Origin of the sequence: Pseudobacillus sp. FSL P4-0506 (assembly GCF_038003025.1) — a bacterium.
Taxonomy (GTDB): Bacteria; Bacillota; Bacilli; order Bacillales; family Domibacillaceae; genus Pseudobacillus.
Map to the genome: position 1 here is coordinate 731498 of NZ_JBBOOI010000001.1, position 19600 is coordinate 751097.

Below are 19600 nucleotides of genomic sequence, written 5' to 3' on the forward strand. Positions count from 1 at the left end.
GGGCTGTCTTTCATCATTTAAGCTCCTAGATAAAAAAGCACCACAGGAATCGTTCCAATGCTTAGTAAAGTAGTGACCAGTGTGGTGAAAGATACGAGGTCGGGCTCCGTTCCGAATTGAATGGCAAACATCGTCGTATTGGCTGCAGCAGGCATTGCTGCCTGTAAGATGAGCACATTTTTTAGCAGTTCATTGACAGGTATGAAAGCAAGGATAGCAACTGCGAGCACTGGTGATGCAAACATTCGAATAAAGGTAACCGCAGAGACATAGCGATAGGCGACACGCTTACGGGCAATAACGGCCAGCTGCATACCGAGGACGAGCATAACTGTTGGGATGGAAGCATCGGCCACGAGACTGATCGCTTCCATGAACGCTTTTGGAATATGTATAGATAAAATTTGTAGAGTAACACCGGCCAATGCCCCATGGATGACTGGCATGCGTACTACGCTTTTAAGAGATTGGATGAGAGAAGACTCATCCTTGCCGCCGAGCGACGCAAAAAAGAGCCCGACTGTATTCATGAGAAGCGACTGAAAGACCATCATAATAACAGCATAGTCAAAGCCAGCTGCTCCGAAGGCGAAGAGTATGACAGGAGCGCCGTAATTTCCACTGTTCATGAAAGCGCCGCCGAGTATCATTGCGGAAAACTGTGGTTTTGATGCTTTCATCCAGTAACCTGTAAGCCCAGTCATCAAAACAAGGGCAAGACAAAGCAAAAGGCAAAATAAGATAATATAGAAATACTCCATCGTCAGCTCGTTCGTATAGAAAGTCCGGAAGGCAAGAAAAGGGGACATAATATAAAGAGCGGCTTTGGAAATGGATCGGATGTCAAACCCGATTATTTTTTGGCCGAGAAAGCCGGCAAAGAAGATCATGAAGGCTGGCAATACAATCATCAGCAATTTCACATGTGTCACCTCCATTTGGACAATATGTTTTTCTCCTGGGCTATAAAAGAAACAGAGAATAATAAAGAGAGAGTGCCGCAAAGCGAGGCACTCCCGTTGTTAAGGGCCTATGGCCAGCTGGCGTTGCAGCCAATTTTTCCCCTCCACTAGACGAGTGACAAGCATGGCGCAGACCGTATTCCCGGTGGAGTTTAATAGAGTAGCAGGCGCATCAATAATCGTACTGATCACAGCGATAATTGGCAGTGCCTCCGGTGGAAATCCGAATACACTTAGAATTAGCATTTCTCCAATCATGCCGCCGCCGGGAATCGCTCCCATAACCGCACCAACGAGAAATGAAACACCGAGAATAGCTAAGATGCTCGTCAGACTTGTCATATCCTTGTTAAAAAGAGCAAACAAAAAGACGACCTTTAACACACCACCAAAAACAGATCCGTCTTTATGCGTATTAGCGCCAAGCGGAATAACCGTTTCTGCAATATCTTTTGGCACCCCCATTTTTTTAGCGGCAGTTAAGTTCACAGGAATGCTTGCCGCGCTTGAACAGGTCGCAATGGCTGTAATAGAAGGGGCTGCAGCATGTTTCCAGAAGATTTTTACCCCATTTTTTCCACCCGCAATAAAGGCATACAGTGTAAAGAAAACAAAGTAGTAAAGGGCTGTCAGGCCAAGGTAAAGAGCAAATGTCCGGGCATAGCCACTAAGAATTTGTGGTCCGAGTTCGCCAATAACAGCGGCGAAATAACAACCAAGCCCAATAGGCGCATAATACATAATAATAGAAACGACTTTCATCATAACAGCTGTGCCAGATGCCAGAAAGTCAGCTACTGGTTTTCCCTTTTCTTTTGTCATAGCAGTAGCCAGCCCGAACAAAATGGAAAAGAAAATCAGTTGCAGCATGTTGCTTTTCGACAAAAGCAAGGAAAAATCATTAACAGTAAATGTATTTACTAGCTGAGCAGCAAATGACACATTGTCTGTTTCTGCTTCTGCAGGATCAAACTCAGCCATAATATTTTTAATCGCCGTCAGGTCTGTTCCCTCAAGTGGATTAAATAAAAAAGCGCCCGCCAAGCCGATCACAGCTGCAGTAGCCGCTGTGAACAGGAAGACAATCACAATGCTGGCCATGATTTTTCCCAGCCGCTTCATTCCGTCCATGCTGGCAATAGCTGAAGAGATGCTAAAAAAGACGAGCGGGATAATGATCATGAACATCAGGTTTAAAAACAAATCTCCTAGCGGTTTGACTAATGCTGCTTTTGGGCCGAACAGAACACCGGCAACTCCGCCAAGAAGAATAGCTGTGAGCAATAAAAAAGTAAATCGATAGCTTTTCAGAAAACGTTTCAACGAATTTTCCAGCCTTTCTTAGAGAATATACAACTTCCTTATCATATTACGTTTGAGAAGCTGTGAAAAGGGTTTCCCTCAAAGCAAAGAGCCAGATATCTCCGTCGGACAGGAGATGCCTGGCTCTTTGGGGTCACTCTTTCTCTTATACAACACCTTGATCGAGCATAGCATTGGCAACTTTCATAAATCCAGCGATGTTGGCACCGATCACCAGGTTTCCTTCATAGCCGAATTCAGCAGCAGCCTCGACACTGCTAGAATAAATGTTTTTCATAATCGTATGAAGCTTCTGATCTACATCCTCGAATGTCCACGGCATACGCGAGCTATTTTGGGCCATTTCTAAAGCTGATACCGCGACACCACCTGCATTAGCCGCTTTGGCAGGAGCAAAGAGAACTTTCGCTTCCAAGAAGACATCGATCGCTTCTAGTGTAGATGGCATGTTCGCTCCTTCACCGACGGCTTTTACCCCGTTTTCAACGAGTGTTTGGGCTGCTTCTTCGTCGATTTCATTTTGTGTGGCACATGGGAGAGCGATATCGCAAGCAATATTCCAAATGTTTGAACAGCCTTCTACATATACAGCTTCCGGGTGTTCGTCTGTATATTCACTGATTCGTTTTCTTTCCTGTTCTTTTAAACGTTTGACGGTATCAAGATTAATTCCATTTTTGTCGTAAATATAACCGTTGGAGTCACTGCAGGCAACGACTTTTGCACCGAGTTGGGTTGCCTTCTCGATCGCATAGATAGAGACATTTCCTGAGCCGGAGACGACAACTGTACTGCCGTTAAAGCTCAGGCCATTGTCTTTGAGCATTTCTTCCACGAAGTAGACGGTCCCGTATCCTGTTGCTTCCGTTCTGGCCAGGCTTCCTCCATAGCTGACGCCCTTTCCAGTAAGAACGCCTGCGTGGTAAGCATTCTGCAGCCGCTTATATTGTCCGAACATAAAGCCGATTTCCCGGGCCCCCACACCGATATCACCTGCCGGTACATCTGTATCCGGACCGATATGGCGAGAAAGCTCAGTCATGAAGCTCTGAGTAAAGCGCATGACTTCGCCATCCGATTTATCTTTCGGGTCAAAGTCAGATCCGCCTTTGCCGCCGCCAATAGGCTGGCCTGTTAATGAATTTTTAAAAATTTGTTCAAAACCTAGGAATTTAATAATGCTTGCATTGACAGAAGGGTGAAAACGAAGGCCGCCTTTATAGGGACCGAGGGCACTGTTATATTGAACGCGAAATCCGCGATTCACTTGAACTTTTCCTTGATCATCCACCCAAGGAACACGGAAGGTGATCATGCGTTCAGGCTCAACAATTCTTTCGAGGATGCTGTTATGCATATATTGAGGGTATTTGGCAAATACAGGGATGAGTGAGTCGAAAATTTCCTTTACAGCTTGGTGAAATTCTTTTTCTCCGGCGTTTCGCTCTTGAACTGTTTGATATACGCTATCTACATAGGATTTTGCTATTTTCATACCAGAATTAGGTATCTCTTTTGTTATATTCATTTCCATCTCTCCCACCTGTATAAAGAATTTTATGAATAATTAAACGATATATCTATATCTTACGGCACGCTAAATAATATCGTCAATGCCATTAAGATATGTAATCAATGCCGAAATGAGATTAAAAAGAGAGCCTTCCACATGGGGAAGGCTCAAAGGCACGAACCATTAACCTAGAAAACCAAGCGTATTAATAAACACAATAATAATAGTCAACGGCACGAACCATCTCATTAATAAGTACCAAGTAGAGTAGATCCCAGGGCTCAACCGGCGGCTAAGCATAAATTCTTCTTTTACAAGTTCACGGTTCATTCGCCAAGCAATAAACAAGGCGATTAATAAATTGCCAAGCGGTAGAAGAATGTTGCTCACAAGGTAATCTGTCGTATCAAAAACGGTTTTGCCGAAAAGTTGAACATCTGCCAGCAGACTGAAGGAAAGTGCTGCCGGAATGCCTGCAAAAAAGACGATTGTGCCTGCAATAGCCGCTATTTTTCTTCTGGAAGCACCGTTTTTAAGAAAAGCAGCTACGATAATTTCCAACAGACTGAAGGAAGAGGTTAAGGTAGCGAATAAAAACAGTGTTAAGAAAATAAATAAAAACAAGCTGCCAAATGGCATGTGCGAGAACACGGAAGGGAGAACGATAAACAGCAGTCCCGGCCCTTCTGCCGGTTCAAAGCCAAAAGCGAAAACGACCGGGAAGATCGCCAGGCCGGCAAGGACAGAGACAAAAATGTTCATTATGGCAACTGAACCGGCTGAAGTCGGAAGGCTGACGCTTTTATTTAAATAGGAGCTGTACGTGACCATGCATGAAAACCCAACAGCAAGAGAAAAGAACGATTGCCCGAGGGCATAAAGCACAGCTTCTGACGTTATTTTTGAAAAGTCAGGCTGCAAGAAAAAGCGGATACCTTCCATTGCTCCGTCAAGAGTTAATGCCCGGATGACGAGCACAACAAAAAACAAAAATAAGAGCGGCATCATATACTTGTTTGCTTTTTCGATTCCGTTTTGCACACCGGAAGCAACCACGACAACATTAATAACAAGAAAGACAGCAAGACCGGCGATGGTAATGGATGGAGAACCGGTAACGTGTCCGAAGAGGTTGCTATAATCTGCTCCGCTTTTAATGACTTGCCCGCCAAGCGCCATCACGGTATAGATGAGCACCCAGCCGCCTACTACGCTATAAAACGAAAGAAGGAGAAAACAGCCGACTACACCTAATTTGCCAATAATGGTCCAAAAGCTATTTGGGGCCAGTTTCTTATAAGCACTGACAGCCTCTCGGCCAGAACCGCGTCCAATGATAAATTCAGAAATCAACATCGGTAACCCGATTAATAAGGTAAATACAATAAACAATAACAGGAAAGCTCCGCCGCCGCTTTGACCGGTCACATAAGGGAACTTCCAGATGGCTCCAAGGCCTATCGCCGCACCGGCGGAGGATAAAATAAAGCCGAGACGAGAAGACCATTGTTCTTTTTTTTCCATAAACACTCACCTTTTCTATCTGTCTGCTAAAACACTAAAGCTTTGTGCGCAAGTCCCACAATTCCGGAAAGAAGCGGTGATCAAGCACTTTTTTTAAATATTGTACACCTGATGAGCCGCCTGTGCCCATCTTAAATCCGATAATCCGCTCAACAGTTTTCATATGGCGAAACCGCCACTGCTGAAGCCAGTCTTCTATATCAATTAACTTTTCAGCCAGCTGATATAAGTCCCAATAAGCGTTCACATCATTATATACGCTTAACCATGCTGCTTCCACTGTTGGATGGCCTGTGTAAGTGATGGAATAATCGCGCTGAAGCAAGTCAACGTCAATTGGAAAGCCAGCTCGGGCCAAGGCTTCAATAGCCGCATCATAAATACTCGGTGCGTGATAAGTTTTTTCTAGAAGGGCATGAAGTTCAGGGTTTTTTTTGTAAATGGTTAAAATGTGGGATGTTTTGTAGCCAAGCAGAAATTCAATTTGTCTGTATTGGTATGACTGGAAACCTGAAGCCTGCCCAAGTTTGTCGCGAAATTCCATGTATTCAGAGGGAGTAAGCGTAGATAAAACATCCCATGCCTGAATAATTTGAGTTTGGATCTTAGAGACGCGCGCCAGCATTTTGAATGCCGGCTGCAGCTCGTTCTTTTGGATGCAAACAATGGCTCCTTGTATTTCATGAATAATCAGCTTCATCCATAGCTCGCTAACCTGGTGAATAATAATAAATAACATTTCATCATGGTGGCCGGATAGCCGTCTTTGGCTGGAGAGCAGTCGGTTGAGGTCTAAATACTCGCCGTAAGTCATATTGTTTGTGAAATCAGTATGAATGGATGATTCTTGCAAGGGATCGTTTTTATTGATTGTCATATTTTCCCTTCCTCCCTGCTCGATTTGCAAGAGGGCGTAAAACGGCACGGACAGGGCTGCCATCTGCACCCTCAATGGGCAAAGGTAAAGCGATTAATTCATAATCGTCAGGTGCTATGTGATCGAGCACAATATTTTCAAGGATATGAATATTATGCTGGCTGAAAGAATGATGGACAGCCATCTCCTTACTATCTAGTGCATCAACGGATGGAACGTCCACGCCAATCAAACGAATGTTGTATTTTTTTAAAAGGGGACCAAGATCTGGATCGAGCGAAAGGACTTTTTCAGGGAATATTTCAGGGCTGCTTACAGGTGTGGTTTTTAGAAGCAGCCGTTCCGCTCCCTCTAAAGGGAAAGCTTTCATTTGTTCTGCTCCAACTTTTTTTAGGTGAGATACATCAATTACTCGGGCTTTGCCAATAAAGATAGATAAGTCAAGGTCAAGAATCGTCGGAGCACTGGAGTCAAAGTGAAATGGTGCGTCAACATGTGTGCCGGTGTGAAGACTGGTCGTTATTTTGCCGATAGTCACAGAGCCCGTTTGCTCCTTTGTGAAAGAGACATCATAAGAAAAAGGAACATCGCCAGGCCAGTGGGCAATTCGGCTGTTAAGCGGCTGAGAGATATCTAGCCATTTTGCTGTCATTGAGCTTCATCCTCCTCATCGTATTTGTATTTTTATTAAAAGCAAACTATTCGGTTATGGATGGCTTATCATCTCCTCCTGAGCTGTATTCCTAACTTGACTATAATGTAACTGGAGAGAGATGCCAATACAGTAGCGGAAGAAAACTATTTTCATTTATTTTTTTTTACAGTATAATGGATAATTAATGATCAGAAGAAGGCAGGGCTTTATTTATGGAAACAAACGTAACATCAACCCCTTTAATAGAAGAAAAAGGACGAAAGGACCGGGGCAGATTGCTCGTTAAATGTCCGGATCGGCCAGGCATTGTCGCAGCCATCTCTAAGTTTTTATCAGACTTTCAGGCGAACATTATTGAATCCAGCCAGTATTCCAGTGATCCGGAAGGCGGGACATTCTTTATTCGCATTGAGTTTGACTGCCCTGGTTTAACAGAGAAGCGAACAGCTATGGAAGCGGATTTCAAAGGGTTGGCAGATACATTCGCTATGGAATACCGGTTCACTTATACAAAAGATAGAAAGCGGACAGCGATCTTTGTTTCAAAAGAGCCGCATTGCTTGCTTGAGCTATTATGGGAGTGGCAAAGTGGAGACTTGCCAACGGATATTGCCCTCGTTGTCAGCAATCATGAGGCGGCCAGAGACATGGTTGAGTCTTTAGGTATCCCGTTCTACTACATCCCGGCTAACAAAGACATCCGGAAGCAGGTGGAACAAGAGCAAATCGCTTTGTTAAAAGAGAACAATATTGATTTGATTGTTCTTGCACGCTACATGCAAATTTTAACTTCGGATTTTGTCAGCGAATTTCCGAATCAAATCATTAATATCCATCATTCGTTCCTTCCGGCCTTTATCGGCGCCCGTCCTTATGAGCGCGCTTACGGCAGGGGAGTAAAGTTAATCGGTGCAACCTCGCATTATGTGACAAATGATCTTGATGAAGGTCCCATCATTGAGCAGGATATCGAGCGGGTCAATCACCGGGATCATATAGCCGATTTGAAGAAGATTGGCCGTTCTATTGAACGCCGTGTACTGGCGAGAGCAGTAAAATGGCACTTGGAAGATCGAGTAATTGTCCACGAAAACAAAACGATTGTTTTTCAATAAGAAAAAGCCCACCTATAAATGGTGGGCTTTTTTCTTAAAGACATGCAGCTGATTTTTACCTTTCCGCTTTGCCTCGTACATTGCCTGGTCTGCCTTTGTTATTAATTCATCGGGATGCTGGCCGTCCTGTGGAAATAAGCTAATGCCGATACTGGCCGATACTACTGCTTGTCCTTCATTTAAGTGAACAGGCTGAACAACGAGCTGGCAAATTCGGTTGGCGATACAAGCTGCTTCCTCTTCACTTCTTAAATCGAATAGAAAAACAATAAATTCATCTCCGCCGAGACGGGATACGATATCTTGCTCACGGATCACTCCTTTTATTCGTACAGCTGTCTTTTGCAGCAGTAAGTCACCTTGGTCGTGTCCGTAGCTGTCATTTACGTCCTTAAATCCGTCAAGATCGATAAATAACATGGCGCCCATCCGTTTCATGCCCTTTAAATTATCCAGCAGCATGGAAACTTCGCTGTAGAAAAACGTGCGATTTGGTAAATGAGTCAAGCTATCCTTATAGGCAAGATTCATAATATGACGACGATAATTTTCAAGAGAATCCACCATTGTGTTAAATTCAAGCTCTAGCAAAGAAATTTCATCTTTTCCTCTTACACGTATACGGGCAGATAAATCATTGTGTTGTTGAATGGCAATCATATTTTTCATCAAGCGGTTAAGACGGCGAAACACCATGCGGTTAATAAAGGAAAGGGCGCCTTTTAGCAATAACAAGGCAGCTGCTACAATTAAAAGCAACAAGTAGAAAACGCTTTTCCGGCCTTGATTGTAGAGATGCCGGTCGGCTTTAATGTGCAGTATAGCTGCGGGGTTACCATGTAAATCCGGAAGGGCAGCATAGGCACTATATTCGTCTGTTTTCTGCGTATCCATCCAGATAATAGTCGAGATATCATCTGATTCTACTTCCTTTGGAAGCACTGTCCGTTTTAAGTCAGCCAGTTCCACCGGTAAAAGAGTATCATCACGAAGTTCATCAACCAGCTGCTTATCCAAATAGTGTCCGACAATCATTGTACCAGCGCGTGGACCGGTTAAGTCGCTTTTTAAAATAGGTTGAGAGACTAGCAGCATCGGTCCTTCTTGCAGACGAATAATACCTGAAAAAGAATCTTGCTTTGAAATGCGAGAAAGGAGAGGATCAGTTGCTAATTTTTCTAAAAGAGATTTAGAAACAACCGCTTCTCTTTCTTCTTCTAACCTTACGGCCTTTTTAAATAGAATCTTTTGCTCGTTATTTAGGATAAGAAGCACATTAAACTCATTGGTAAAAAAGGTTTGGTTCAATAGGTTGTTCTTCTCATACTTTTTATTTGGTTTCAAGGCATACTCATATGTATCGTCCCATGCCGAATAATCTAAGGAACGGGAGACAAGGTGCTCCTCAAAGGTTGTAAGCGCATGCAAAATGCGTTGCATGTTTTCCTTTGCCTGAGCGTCTTCAAGAGCTTTGAAGTGAGTTAATATAAAAAAATGAGCAGAAAAATATAAAATGGATAGGCCTATGACAACCGCAGCAGTAAAAAATAAGATTATTTTTTTGCGAAGAGACATGATGGTTTTCTCCTATATAGATATAAACTCCTATGACCTATACCCTTTTTTGCGATTTGCAAAACTGTTTGTTCTTAAAATATAGACAATTTTTCACAAAAAATCAAAAAACTGTCCTTTGAATTCTCTTTCATCTAAAACTTTTGTCCTTAAAATGATGAAAAGTAAAGAAATCTTAGCGAAGAACAGTTTTTTTATCTTAGGAAATAGTAAATCTAACGATAACAGGAGCCTTTAGAGCTTTTCCTGTTGGCGACGCAATCGTCGTATCTATATAGAGAAAATAAGTTTGTCCGGATGTATAGCCGGCTGGCGGAGCTTTGACTGTCACTGTTTTTCCGTCGGAGCTTGTTGATAAAGCAAGGCCATCCACAAATTCTCCTTCATTTCGCACGAAAACGCTCGAAGAATTAACAGTTTTTGAATCGATGCTTTGGCTGAAGCGAATCGTCAATGTGTGGGTTGGCTTAAGATTTAGGAGAGAAGAAAACTCTATTAAGCCAAGTTGTTGGCGAATGTTGTTCAGCCCAAGCTGCAGTTCTGCTTTTTCTTGTTGATCTGGAAGTTTGCTAATAGCATGACGAGCAGAGTCATAGTCCCATAGCTTTTTAGTGGTGTTGGCCTGGACGATTTTATTTGCTGCTTCTTCAAAAGCGGATAGCAATCTGTTATCTACAGCAGGTTCTTGAACAGAAGACGGACCTGTTTCTCCATAAGTAGCTAATCCGTACCCATACCAAGGATCTCTTCCGGGTGTACCAAGGTCTGTCGTTTGTTTTAGTAATTCATTTCGCAGAGTACTTCCTGAAAGAGCGGGATGTTGCTGTTTCAAGAGAGCAAGTAGACCGGCGATATGAGGAGTGGCTTGAGACGTCCCGCTCATGTAGGCATAACGTCCATCTGTATATGTGCTAAGAACATCAACTCCCGGCGCTGACACTTCCACTTCATTCCCGGTAGAAGAGAAACTTCCTCTTTTTAAATAGCGATCAACGGCTGCTACTGCTATAACGCTGTCATACTTAGCGGGATAGTCAACAGTGTTGCCAGTCCCAGCTGCTAACCCGTCATTCCCTGCTGCTCCAACAAGCACGATGCCCTTTTCATAGGCTTTATTAATCATGTCATGCATCATTCGAGAATCAGCTTCAGTTCCAAGACTTAGATTAATAATATCCATCCCGTTAGCGATCGACCAGTCGATTCCTTCAAGAATATCTTGGAGTGTCCCTTCTCCTTGTTGATCCATTGCTTTGACGGCAAAGAGATTGGCGTCTGGTGCTATGCCGATGATGCCGGTTCTATTCCGATGAGCTCCGATGATGCCGGCTACGTGAGTGCCGTGTCCATTGTCATCAGCCCAGGAGGATGTGTAGTCAACGGTAGAAGTTCCACCGGCAATGGTTAACTCAGGATGAGGGGAGATACCAGAATCAATAACGGCTACTTTCACACCTTTTCCAGTCATGCCTTTTTGGGCAGCTTCATTAGCTTTTACTGCTTGGTAGCTCCATTGGGATTCTTCACTGGAGATAAAAGCACTTGTTTTAGCATTATCTACTTGCTTTTTTGTGAGTACCTTCTTTTTTGTTCCCTTTAATTTAAAGACTACGTTTTTTTCAATATAAGCAATATTGCGGTCTTTCTTCAGTTGATTGATGTCTCCTTGCTCCATAGTAACCGATACAGCGGGGGCATACTTGAATTGATGGTCGACTTCTACACTGTTGAGCAATGCCTTCTTCTTCCCAGTCGCATTTTTATAGACTACAATGACTTCTTCTTTTTTCTGGTCAGCTGTCTGGGGCTGAGCAGCAAGCGGGTGAGAGGCAAGCGATAAAATAAGTGCAGGAACAGCGAGACATTTAAACAGTGGTTGTTTCATCTATATATTTCATCCCCTATATACTAAATTTGAGAGTAAGAGACCAAGAGGCAGCGAGGAAAATGAATTTTCTTGCTATTTATATATCGGCAAAAAATGGCTCATTTTAATAAAATAGTGAAAATAAAAGAAAAGGTGAATTGACTGATAAACGCAGGATTGGTATAGTAATAGATAATTTTCAGAATAGTTTTATTGCGGAGAGGAGAAGAGAAAGATGAGTAGAGTTGAGACAGAAAAAGGCTATTTTGGACAGTTTGGCGGCAGCTTCGTTCCGCCAGAATTAAAGGAAGCTTTAGAATATTTAGCTGAGCAGTTTGAGGCATACAAAGATGAACCTGAATTTATGAATGAATATAAATATTATTTAAAAGAATACGTTGGTCGAGAAAACCCGTTAACCTATGCCAGCCAGTTAACTGAGCAGCTCGGCGGTGCGAAAATTTATTTAAAGCGGGAAGATTTAAACCATACAGGCTCTCACAAAATTAATAATGTAATGGGCCAGATTTTGCTGGCGAAAAAGATGGGAGCCAAGCGGATTATTGCCGAAACTGGTGCTGGACAGCACGGGGTAGCCACCGCTACCGTTTGTGCTATGTTCGGTATGGAGTGCGTGATCTATATGGGGGCAGAAGATACCCGGCGCCAGGCACTGAATGTTTTTCGAATGGAGCTTCTTGGAGCCCAAGTTGTAGCTGTGGAAAGCGGGCAGGGACGCTTGAAGGATGCCGTTGATGCGGCGTTAGGTGATTATGTAGCAAACTATAAAACGACCTTTTACTTGCTTGGCTCCGCCGTAGGACCTCACCCGTACCCAACCATGGTGAAGCATTTCCACGGTGTGATTAGCGAAGAGTCGAAGAAACAGATTCTCGAAAAAGAAGGCCGTTTGCCGGATGCTGTCATCGCTTGTGTTGGCGGCGGCAGCAATGCCATTGGCGCTTTTGCCCATTATATTGATGAGCCATCTGTCCGTCTCATTGGTGCTGAGCCGGAGCAGGCAGCTACGCTTACGAAAGGGAAGCCAGCTGAACTACATGGTTTCAAATGTCTTGTTCTAATGGATGAGCAGGGAAATCCACTGCCTACTTATTCAATTGCTGCTGGGTTAGATTACCCGGGAGTCGGCCCGGAACATAGCTATATGAAAGAAACCGGGCGCGCAGAGTATTATACCGTGACGAACGAGGAAGTATTGGAGGCATTCCAGAAGCTGTCGCGTACAGAGGGGATTATTCCTGCTTTGGAAAGTGCCCACGCTGTTGCTCAAGCAATTAAACTCGCTCCACATATGGAAAAAGATCAAATTATTATTGTAAATATTTCCGGTCGAGGCGACAAGGACGTTGAGCAAGTATTTGAAATGCTAAAATAATAACGAAAAAGTCCAGAAGACTCTCTTCTGGACTTTTTTATTCAACAATGACTAGTGACTGTATATTGTAAAATGAGGATAAGTCACTTTCCTCGCCGCAGCAGCTTCCGATGGGCACGTACGCTCATTATATAGTAGAGAAAGCTAACGACGAGGAGGAGGCCGCTTCCGTAGAGCCATAACTCCTGCTGAAAAAAGCTGGTTACAGCCGTTAGAATGAAACTGAGCAGGATAAAAAATAAGGCATCGCGTTTTTTAGATAATAAAAAATCATGCTCAAGCCGATTATGCTCATGACGCTGTTTCCATTCCCGATATTTTCTCGGCTCATCCAGCGTTTGCTGAATTTGCCGTGGAATGGACAACAAAGGGCGAACAGATTGCATAAGCAAGTTGATGGCCGTCCGGTCAGAAACAGGACCAGGCTCAGGGTTTTCCTGTAGCCATTTAAAAATAAGCGGCTTGCTGACCTCCAGTAGGTCGACGTCAGGGTCAAGGATATATAAGATGCCGACGAACGTAGAAACAGCACGGCCAAAAAAAGCAAACTCGCTTGGCATTTGGATAGGTTGATCCTTTACTATTTTTTCAATATCAGCTAACAGCTGTTTCATTAAAAAGTCGTCTGTTAGCGAAAACGTATGTTTTGTATAATGACCTACGAGTGTCTGAATAATATTTTTCAATAATTCTTTGTCCGCTCCAGGAAGCAGGAAGCGCAAGCTTTCTAGGGCGGAGACAACTTGATCATAATCCTCAAGGATGATTCCTTCTACAAGCTGGCGCATGTAAGCAGCGTCATTCCGTTGAATTTCGCCGATCATTCCAAAGTCAATCAAAATGATCGTTCCATCTTTTCTGACTAAAATATTGCCTGGATGAGGATCAGCATGAAACTTTCCTTCTTGAAGAAGCTGTTCTAGAAACATTTCTACAAGCCGGGCGGCTAAGTTCCGGCGGTCGATCCCATTTTGTTCAAGGAACTTTAAATCGGTTATCCGCGCACCCTCTATCCATTCCATCACAAGTACTTTTTTCGTTGAATATTCTTCATAATAAAAAGGAACACTTATCTTATCAAATAATTCATAGCGTTTTTTAAAGTACAACCCATTTTGCGATTCTTTTAGAAAATCGAGCTCTTGGCTGATCGTTGCTTCCATTTCCTGATATAAGGCTGGCAAGTCCGTTTGCTTGCCGAAGGGGGTAAAAACCTCCGCCAGCCACATGACGATGCGGACAGCTTTAAAGTCAGTTGAGATAATCCGGTCAATTCCCGGCCGCTGAACTTTGACGGCAACCGTAGCCCCGTTCGGCAGAAGGGCCTTATACACTTGCCCGATAGAAGCGGAAGCGACAGGCTCCTCATTGATTTGCTGGAGCATGGAAGTATAGGATTTATTCCATTCTTTTTCCATTACAGCCTTCGCTGCTGACCAGGGAACACTAGGTACCCGATCAATTAAGTCTTCTAACTCTTCGATAAAAGCTGCTGGCATAATATCCGCTCGTGTGCTTAAAAACTGCCCAAGCTTAATTAATAGCCCTTCTAAACGCAGAGCCGTTTCCCGATATTCGGCTGCCTGGCGCTTCAGCAGCGCTTCCCATTTCTGATTGGTTCTACTTGTCCAGCGTTTTCGGTATCTTTTGTGAAAGAAAGTTACTTGCAAAAAGAACTTAACTGCCATTGTTATAATAATAAACATGCGGTAAAGAGAGAATTTTTTCATAAATTTTCTTCCTTTCCGGCTAAAGTGTTTATCCTCATTTTAAATCAATAGATTCTGCTCTGTACAATAATTACTATAAATGTTATCACCAAGGAATATAACTTGTTTTTAGTACCAAGTAACAAATTTATTGACAAGTGTGAAAATAAAGTGATACGATTGGCCCTAGTTGAGAAGGTGTCAGTCAGTCGATAGTTTATAGATAAGATACATTTGAAAAGAGGGATAGCACATTGAAAGAGCTTCAATCATTCGGTTGGTATGCTGCTCGTGTAGCACCGCATCTGCCTAAAAAAGCATTCAGCCCTGTTCCCGGGCGCCTTTGGGGAGGACTAGCCTATCTGGTTATTGTCGTATCGGGGATTCTGACGATTAGTTTAACCGATTTTAACATATGGCTAAGCTTAGCTATTTCTATGATATTAGGTACTTCTTTTGCAGCTATGGGATTTCTGGGACATGAGATTCTGCACGGAACGGTCGTAAGAAAAGCCTGGCTTCGTGAATTAACAGGAGGGATTGCTTTCTTTCCGCTAAGCACCGGGCCGAAGTTATGGGTGAAGTGGCACAATATGACACATCATCGCCATACGCAGGATGAGGAGAAAGATCCGGATGCCTGGCCAACGATTGAACAGTTTTCAAAAGCTAAAATATTAAAACCTTTTTATCGGCTTCCGCTGTCACTGCGAGGGTTTTTAGGGATGGCCTTTTTAGCGATAACTTTTACGATGCATTCTTTAAGAATGTTTAAGCGCTTTGTAAAAGAATTTAACCGAGAAAAGCGCTTGTCAGTTTGGATGCAGCTGCTGTTTCCTTGGCTTACATGGATCGGGCTGTTGCTGTTAATCGGGCCGTTAAAGTGGACATTTGCTTTTCTGCTTCCACTCTTGATTGCCAATTTTATTGTCATGGCCTATATTGCAACGAATCACCGCTTAAATCCGCTCGTCCCTGTTAATGATCCGCTTGCTAACAGTTTGACAGTAACAGTACCCAAGTGGGTAGATGTGCTGCACTTTAATTTTTCATATCATACAGAACATCATTTATATCCGGGAATGAGTTCAAAATATTATCCGCTCGTCAAAGCGGAGCTTAAAAAACGCTGGCCGGAAAGATACCATGAAATGCCGATGATTCAGGCGCTTGCTGCTCTTTATAAAACACCGCGGCTGTACAGTAATCAAGTGGAGCTTGTAGATCCTGTCGGAGGAGACACTTATGGGACGCTTGGTCATGGACTGAATCCTTCCGATATCAAGCCGAAGGAAGCCGATTCAGTTTCCGCAGCAAAAAAAGATGCACCACGTTCTATGACAGTGAATGAATAAGACAAGCCTGATCTCCATAAAAAAGGAGATCAGGCTTGTTGGCGTTGAGAAACAATTAATTGTAAAGGGAAAGCTTTTATTTCTCGGCTGTCACCTTTATAGAGGACGTTTATAAACATCGGAATCAGGGAATACATGGTTGACATTTCGGTATTTCTCAAAGAAAAGAGGTCACTATGCTTGATTCGATGCTATTTCATCTTATGATGATTGGATTGTTGGGGATCATTTCTCAATGGATTTCCTGGCGTTTTCGGCTTCCGGCCATTGTCATTATGTCAGTAGCAGGACTGATCGCCGGGCCTGTGCTTGGTCTAATCAATCCAGAAGAAGATTTTGAACAGCTATTTAAACCCGTTGTTTCCATAGCGGTAGCTATTATTTTATATGAAGGCAGTTTAAATTTGAATCTTCAAGAAATCAAAGGTCTTAAGCAGCCAATTATCCGGATTATCACCCTGGGAGCATTGCTTGCCTGGATTTTTGGCTCACTTGCTGCTCGCTATGTTGCAGGCTTGTCATGGGCTGCTGCTCTCGTCATTGGTGGTTTATTCGTTGTTACGGGACCGACTGTTATCTTGCCGCTATTGCGCCAGGCAAAGTTAAAACAGCGGACATCGGCGATATTAAAATGGGAAGGTATTATTGTAGACCCGCTTGGTGCGCTGCTAGCAGTGTTTGCTTTTGAAATTATTAAAGTCTTTACGCACAGCGAGTTTCACCTCACGGCATTATTTATCTTTTTTGCTGCTTCATTATTCGCCGTGCTGCTCGGCTGGGCACTCGGCAAAGGTATTGGGTTAATGGTAGAAAAAGGAGCGATACCCGAATTTTTAAAAGCTCCATTTGTATTCGTATTGGTCATTGCATGCTTTACCATATCGGATGAACTCATGCATGAAACAGGCTTGCTCGCTGTTACAGCTATGGGGATGACAATGGCTAACATGCCAATACCTTCTATAAAAGATATGAGGCACTTTAAGGAAAACGTATCGATTTTACTTATTTCCTCCATCTTCATTATGCTGACAGCTTCTTTGTCACTGGATGTCCTGGTGCAAATTTTTGAATGGCATATTTTACTGTTTGTCGCTCTCATGCTCTTTGTCGTTCGCCCTTTATCCATTTGGATATCCACTATTGGAACGGATTTGACAGCGAAAGAAAGAGGGCTTGTGGGCTGGATTGCTCCACGGGGAATTGTTGCCTTGACAGTATCGGGCTATTTTGCCGATTCACTTCTTAGAGCCGGTTACGAAGATGCTCGTATTGTAACTTCTCTCACGCTCGCCCTAGTGTTTGCCACTGTGTGTGCCCATGGGTTTTCAATTAGCTGGTTGGCAAAAAGGTGGAAGCTGGCTGTTGATTCTCAACCAGGAGTATTAGTTGTTGGCAGCAACGATTTTACCGTAGGGCTGGCTGTGGCATTGAATGAGGCAAATGTGCCTGTTTTAATCGTTGATGAGTCATGGAGGAGACTGCAAAAAGCAAGAGCGGCGGGCCTTTCTTTTTATCACGGTGAAATTTTGTCAGAACAGGCTGAATACGAAATGGACCGTACTCCCTATGAATACATGATAGCTGCCACGGATGATGATGCATACAATGCCTTGGTCTGTAACACATTTGTGCCAGAAATGGGAAGAAACAATTTATTTCAATTGAGCGCTGATACAGATCGCCAGCTTGCTTCAGGAGACTATAGCCACGCGATTGGAGGAAGCATTCTATTTTCCGAAGAGGCTACCTGGGCAGAGTTGAATAAAAAGCTGAAACAACATTATATTTTCCGGAAAACCGAGCTGACAGCCCGGTATAGCTATGAGCAATATGTGAAGGAGAGGGCAAGAGAGACTATTTTGCTACTTATATTAAAGCCGGATGGAAAAGTATTATTTTATGTAAAAGACAATAGTCCGAAAGGAGAAGAAGGGGATATCATTGTTAGTCTCTCTCCTCCTGCAAGAGAAGGACGCAAGAAGCAGCAGAAGAGCTAAAAAGCTGCCTGGTTGTCAGCCGGGCAGCTTTTTAAGAGCTTACATAAAAGATAGAATAGTGCTTTTATCATTAACGCCAGATGGTCTCAGCGAAAGCGCTTGTTAAGATGAAAAGAATGGGGTGGCTTTTCATCTAGGCTGAAGCCCATCTTGCAGACGTTACAAAATAGGAATTCTAAACAAAGTTATTTTTTAGCGGAAGCAGCTTCAGGCTGCAGCATGGTGCCCTTTTCCATATAATTCAGATGCCAGGAGAAAGCTTTATTCAACACATGAGGGGTTTGGCCTCCATATGTTAAAGCCTCTTCAAAATAAGCTGTCATCTGTTCTTTATAAGCTGGGTGCATGCAGTTCTGGATAATGAGACGAGCACGCTCCACGGGGGAGAGTCCGCGCAGATCCGCATACCCTTGCTCCGTTACTAGAACATCCACATCATGCTCCGTGTGGTCTACGTGGGAGACGAAAGGAACAACACTTGAAATATCTCCATTTTTCGCGATAGACTTTGTTACAAAGATTGCCAGCCGGCTGTTGCGGGCGAAGTCTCCTGAACCGCCAATTCCGTTCATCATTTTTGTGCCGCAAACATGGGTGGAATTCACGTTTCCATATATATCTGCTTCTAATGCTGTATTAATGGAAATAAGTCCTAGCCGGCGAATAATCTCAGGATGATTGGAGATTTCCTGCGGCCGCAGCACAAGCTGCTCTTTATATTGGTCAAGCTTTGGAAAAATAGTTTTCATCTTTTCCTGCGACAGAGTAATTGAACAGCCTGAGGCAAAGCGGGCTTTCCCGCTGTCCAGCAAATCAAACACCGCGTCCTGTAACACCTCTGAATAGATTTTTAGATTTTCAAACTCAGAATCAATTAATCCGTGCAGCACAGCGTTGGCAACAGAGCCAATTCCTGATTGCAACGGAGCCAATTGGTTAGTAAGTCGTCCCGCTTTAATTTCTTCACGCAAAAAACCGATTAAATGATCGGCTATAATGGCCGTTTCTTCATCTGGCGGCACAATCGTTGAAGGAGAATCTAGCATATTTGTTAAAACAATCCCTCTAATTTTATTCATGCTCACTTTCAGGCTGGATGTACCTATGCGCCCCTCAACAGACGTTAAAGAAATTGGTAAACGCTTTCCTTGTTCACCCACTTCATAAATATCATGCATTCCCTCAAGTGCAGCAGGCTGCGCAAGATTTAATTCGATAATAATGTTCTTTGCTTTTTCCAAGAAAATAGATGAGTTTCCTACAGAAGTAGAAGGAATAATATTGCCTTCTTCCGTAATGGCAACCGCTTCAATAATGGCAAAATCGATTGGATTCAAGACCTCAGAACGCACCATTTCAGCCACGTGTGATAAATGCTGATCGGTAAAGAGCAGCTCTCTTTGATTGATTTTCTTTCGCATAGAAGCATCCGCTTGGAAAGGTAGCCGTTTATGTATAATGCCTGCTTCTGCCATCATTTTATCAATATCTGACCCAAGAGAGGCACCAGTATATACATCCACTTTGAAGTTTTCATCTTTGGCTCGGTCAACTAATGCCATCGGCACTGCTTTTGCATCGCCGGCTCGTGTAAATCCGCTTAAACCAAGAGTCATGCCATCTTTAATCCATGAGGCTGCTTCGTCTGCTGAAACAATTTTCTTTCGCAGTTCTTCACTGCGCAGCTGTTTAGTGATACGTGAGTTCATTAAAATTCCCCCTTTGCCAC

The 19600-nt window shown here is 43.3% G+C and carries 14 protein-coding genes; 4 read left to right on the top strand and 10 right to left on the bottom strand.

Annotation, left to right across the window (positions count from 1 at the left end; translation table 11 throughout):
* Positions 1–17 precede the first annotated feature (17 nt).
* The 6 genes from MKZ02_RS03645 to kynB form a co-directional block, all read right to left on the bottom strand.
* Entirely contained in the window at positions 18–923 is a 906-nt protein-coding gene (locus tag MKZ02_RS03645; protein ID WP_340851908.1) for an AEC family transporter, read from the bottom strand.
* A 99-nt stretch (positions 924–1022) separates the two neighbouring features.
* The gene (locus MKZ02_RS03650; protein ID WP_340851909.1) at positions 1023–2285 is read right to left on the bottom strand and encodes a dicarboxylate/amino acid:cation symporter; all 1263 of its coding nucleotides are present in this window, start codon (positions 2283–2285) and stop codon (positions 1023–1025) included.
* A gap of 145 nt (positions 2286–2430) precedes the next feature.
* Positions 2431–3813 (bottom strand): NADP-specific glutamate dehydrogenase, encoded by a 1383-nt coding sequence (gene gdhA / locus MKZ02_RS03655; RefSeq protein ID WP_182917040.1) that lies wholly within the window; start codon positions 3811–3813, stop codon positions 2431–2433.
* A 168-nt stretch (positions 3814–3981) separates the two neighbouring features.
* Complete coding sequence (locus MKZ02_RS03660) at positions 3982–5322, bottom strand: sodium-dependent transporter (protein ID WP_340851911.1); 1341 nt, start codon at positions 5320–5322, stop codon at positions 3982–3984.
* Positions 5323–5356: 34 nt separating this feature from the next.
* A complete protein-coding gene (gene kynA, locus MKZ02_RS03665) occupies positions 5357–6199 on the bottom strand; it encodes a tryptophan 2,3-dioxygenase (protein WP_445324255.1) in 843 nt (280 codons plus the stop codon).
* Positions 6186–6851 (bottom strand): arylformamidase, encoded by a 666-nt coding sequence (gene kynB / locus MKZ02_RS03670; protein ID WP_340851912.1) that lies wholly within the window; start codon positions 6849–6851, stop codon positions 6186–6188. The genes kynA and kynB overlap by 14 nt, the downstream gene beginning before the upstream one ends.
* A 215-nt stretch (positions 6852–7066) precedes the next feature.
* On the opposite strand from kynB, the gene purU reads away from it, so the two are divergent.
* Positions 7067–7969 (top strand): formyltetrahydrofolate deformylase, encoded by a 903-nt coding sequence (gene purU, locus MKZ02_RS03675; protein WP_120035424.1) that lies wholly within the window; start codon positions 7067–7069, stop codon positions 7967–7969.
* A 12-nt stretch (positions 7970–7981) separates the two neighbouring features.
* Here purU and MKZ02_RS03680 read toward each other — a convergent pair whose 3' ends face one another.
* Both MKZ02_RS03680 and MKZ02_RS03685 read right to left on the bottom strand, forming a co-directional pair.
* A complete protein-coding gene (locus MKZ02_RS03680) occupies positions 7982–9544 on the bottom strand; it encodes a sensor domain-containing diguanylate cyclase (protein ID WP_340851915.1) in 1563 nt (520 codons plus the stop codon).
* Between the two features lie 199 nt (positions 9545–9743).
* A complete protein-coding gene (locus tag MKZ02_RS03685; RefSeq protein WP_340851917.1) occupies positions 9744–11429 on the bottom strand; it encodes a S8 family serine peptidase in 1686 nt (561 codons plus the stop codon).
* 217 nt (positions 11430–11646) lie between these two features.
* Between MKZ02_RS03685 and trpB the strand changes: the two genes are divergently transcribed.
* On the top strand, positions 11647–12807 hold the full coding sequence (trpB, locus tag MKZ02_RS03690; protein ID WP_340851919.1) for a tryptophan synthase subunit beta: 1161 nt from the start codon (positions 11647–11649) through the stop codon (positions 12805–12807).
* An 83-nt stretch (positions 12808–12890) separates the two neighbouring features.
* Here trpB and MKZ02_RS03695 read toward each other — a convergent pair whose 3' ends face one another.
* Positions 12891–14537 carry an ABC1 kinase family protein gene (locus tag MKZ02_RS03695; RefSeq protein WP_340851920.1) on the bottom strand — a complete coding sequence of 549 codons (1647 nt, stop codon included), beginning with the start codon at positions 14535–14537 and terminating at the stop codon, positions 12891–12893.
* A gap of 233 nt (positions 14538–14770) precedes the next feature.
* On the opposite strand from MKZ02_RS03695, the gene MKZ02_RS03700 reads away from it, so the two are divergent.
* Positions 14771–15871 (top strand): fatty acid desaturase family protein, encoded by a 1101-nt coding sequence (locus tag MKZ02_RS03700; protein ID WP_340851922.1) that lies wholly within the window; start codon positions 14771–14773, stop codon positions 15869–15871.
* 176 nt (positions 15872–16047) lie between these two features.
* Positions 16048–17871, top strand: a complete 1824-nt coding sequence (locus MKZ02_RS03705) for a cation:proton antiporter (protein WP_340851923.1) — start codon at positions 16048–16050, stop codon at positions 17869–17871.
* Between the two features lie 185 nt (positions 17872–18056).
* Here MKZ02_RS03705 and MKZ02_RS03710 read toward each other — a convergent pair whose 3' ends face one another.
* On the bottom strand, positions 18057–19580 hold the full coding sequence (locus MKZ02_RS03710) for an acetyl-CoA hydrolase/transferase family protein (RefSeq protein ID WP_340851925.1): 1524 nt from the start codon (positions 19578–19580) through the stop codon (positions 18057–18059).
* Positions 19581–19600: the final 20 nt, after the last annotated feature.

Coding starts and splice junctions, on each gene's coding strand:
- purU (WP_120035424.1), top strand. CDS start 7,067: ATGGAAACAAACGTAACATCAACCCCTTTAATAGAAGAAAAAGGACGA.
- kynA (WP_445324255.1), bottom strand. CDS start 6,199: ATGACAATCAATAAAAACGATCCCTTGCAAGAATCATCCATTCATACT.
- trpB (WP_340851919.1), top strand. CDS start 11,647: ATGAGTAGAGTTGAGACAGAAAAAGGCTATTTTGGACAGTTTGGCGGC.
- MKZ02_RS03660 (WP_340851911.1), bottom strand. CDS start 5,322: ATGGAAAAAAAAGAACAATGGTCTTCTCGTCTCGGCTTTATTTTATCC.
- gdhA (WP_182917040.1), bottom strand. CDS start 3,813: ATGAATATAACAAAAGAGATACCTAATTCTGGTATGAAAATAGCAAAA.
- kynB (WP_340851912.1), bottom strand. CDS start 6,851: ATGACAGCAAAATGGCTAGATATCTCTCAGCCGCTTAACAGCCGAATT.
- MKZ02_RS03685 (WP_340851917.1), bottom strand. CDS start 11,429: ATGAAACAACCACTGTTTAAATGTCTCGCTGTTCCTGCACTTATTTTA.
- MKZ02_RS03710 (WP_340851925.1), bottom strand. CDS start 19,580: ATGAACTCACGTATCACTAAACAGCTGCGCAGTGAAGAACTGCGAAAG.
- MKZ02_RS03680 (WP_340851915.1), bottom strand. CDS start 9,544: ATGTCTCTTCGCAAAAAAATAATCTTATTTTTTACTGCTGCGGTTGTC.
- MKZ02_RS03695 (WP_340851920.1), bottom strand. CDS start 14,537: ATGAAAAAATTCTCTCTTTACCGCATGTTTATTATTATAACAATGGCA.
- MKZ02_RS03705 (WP_340851923.1), top strand. CDS start 16,048: ATGCTTGATTCGATGCTATTTCATCTTATGATGATTGGATTGTTGGGG.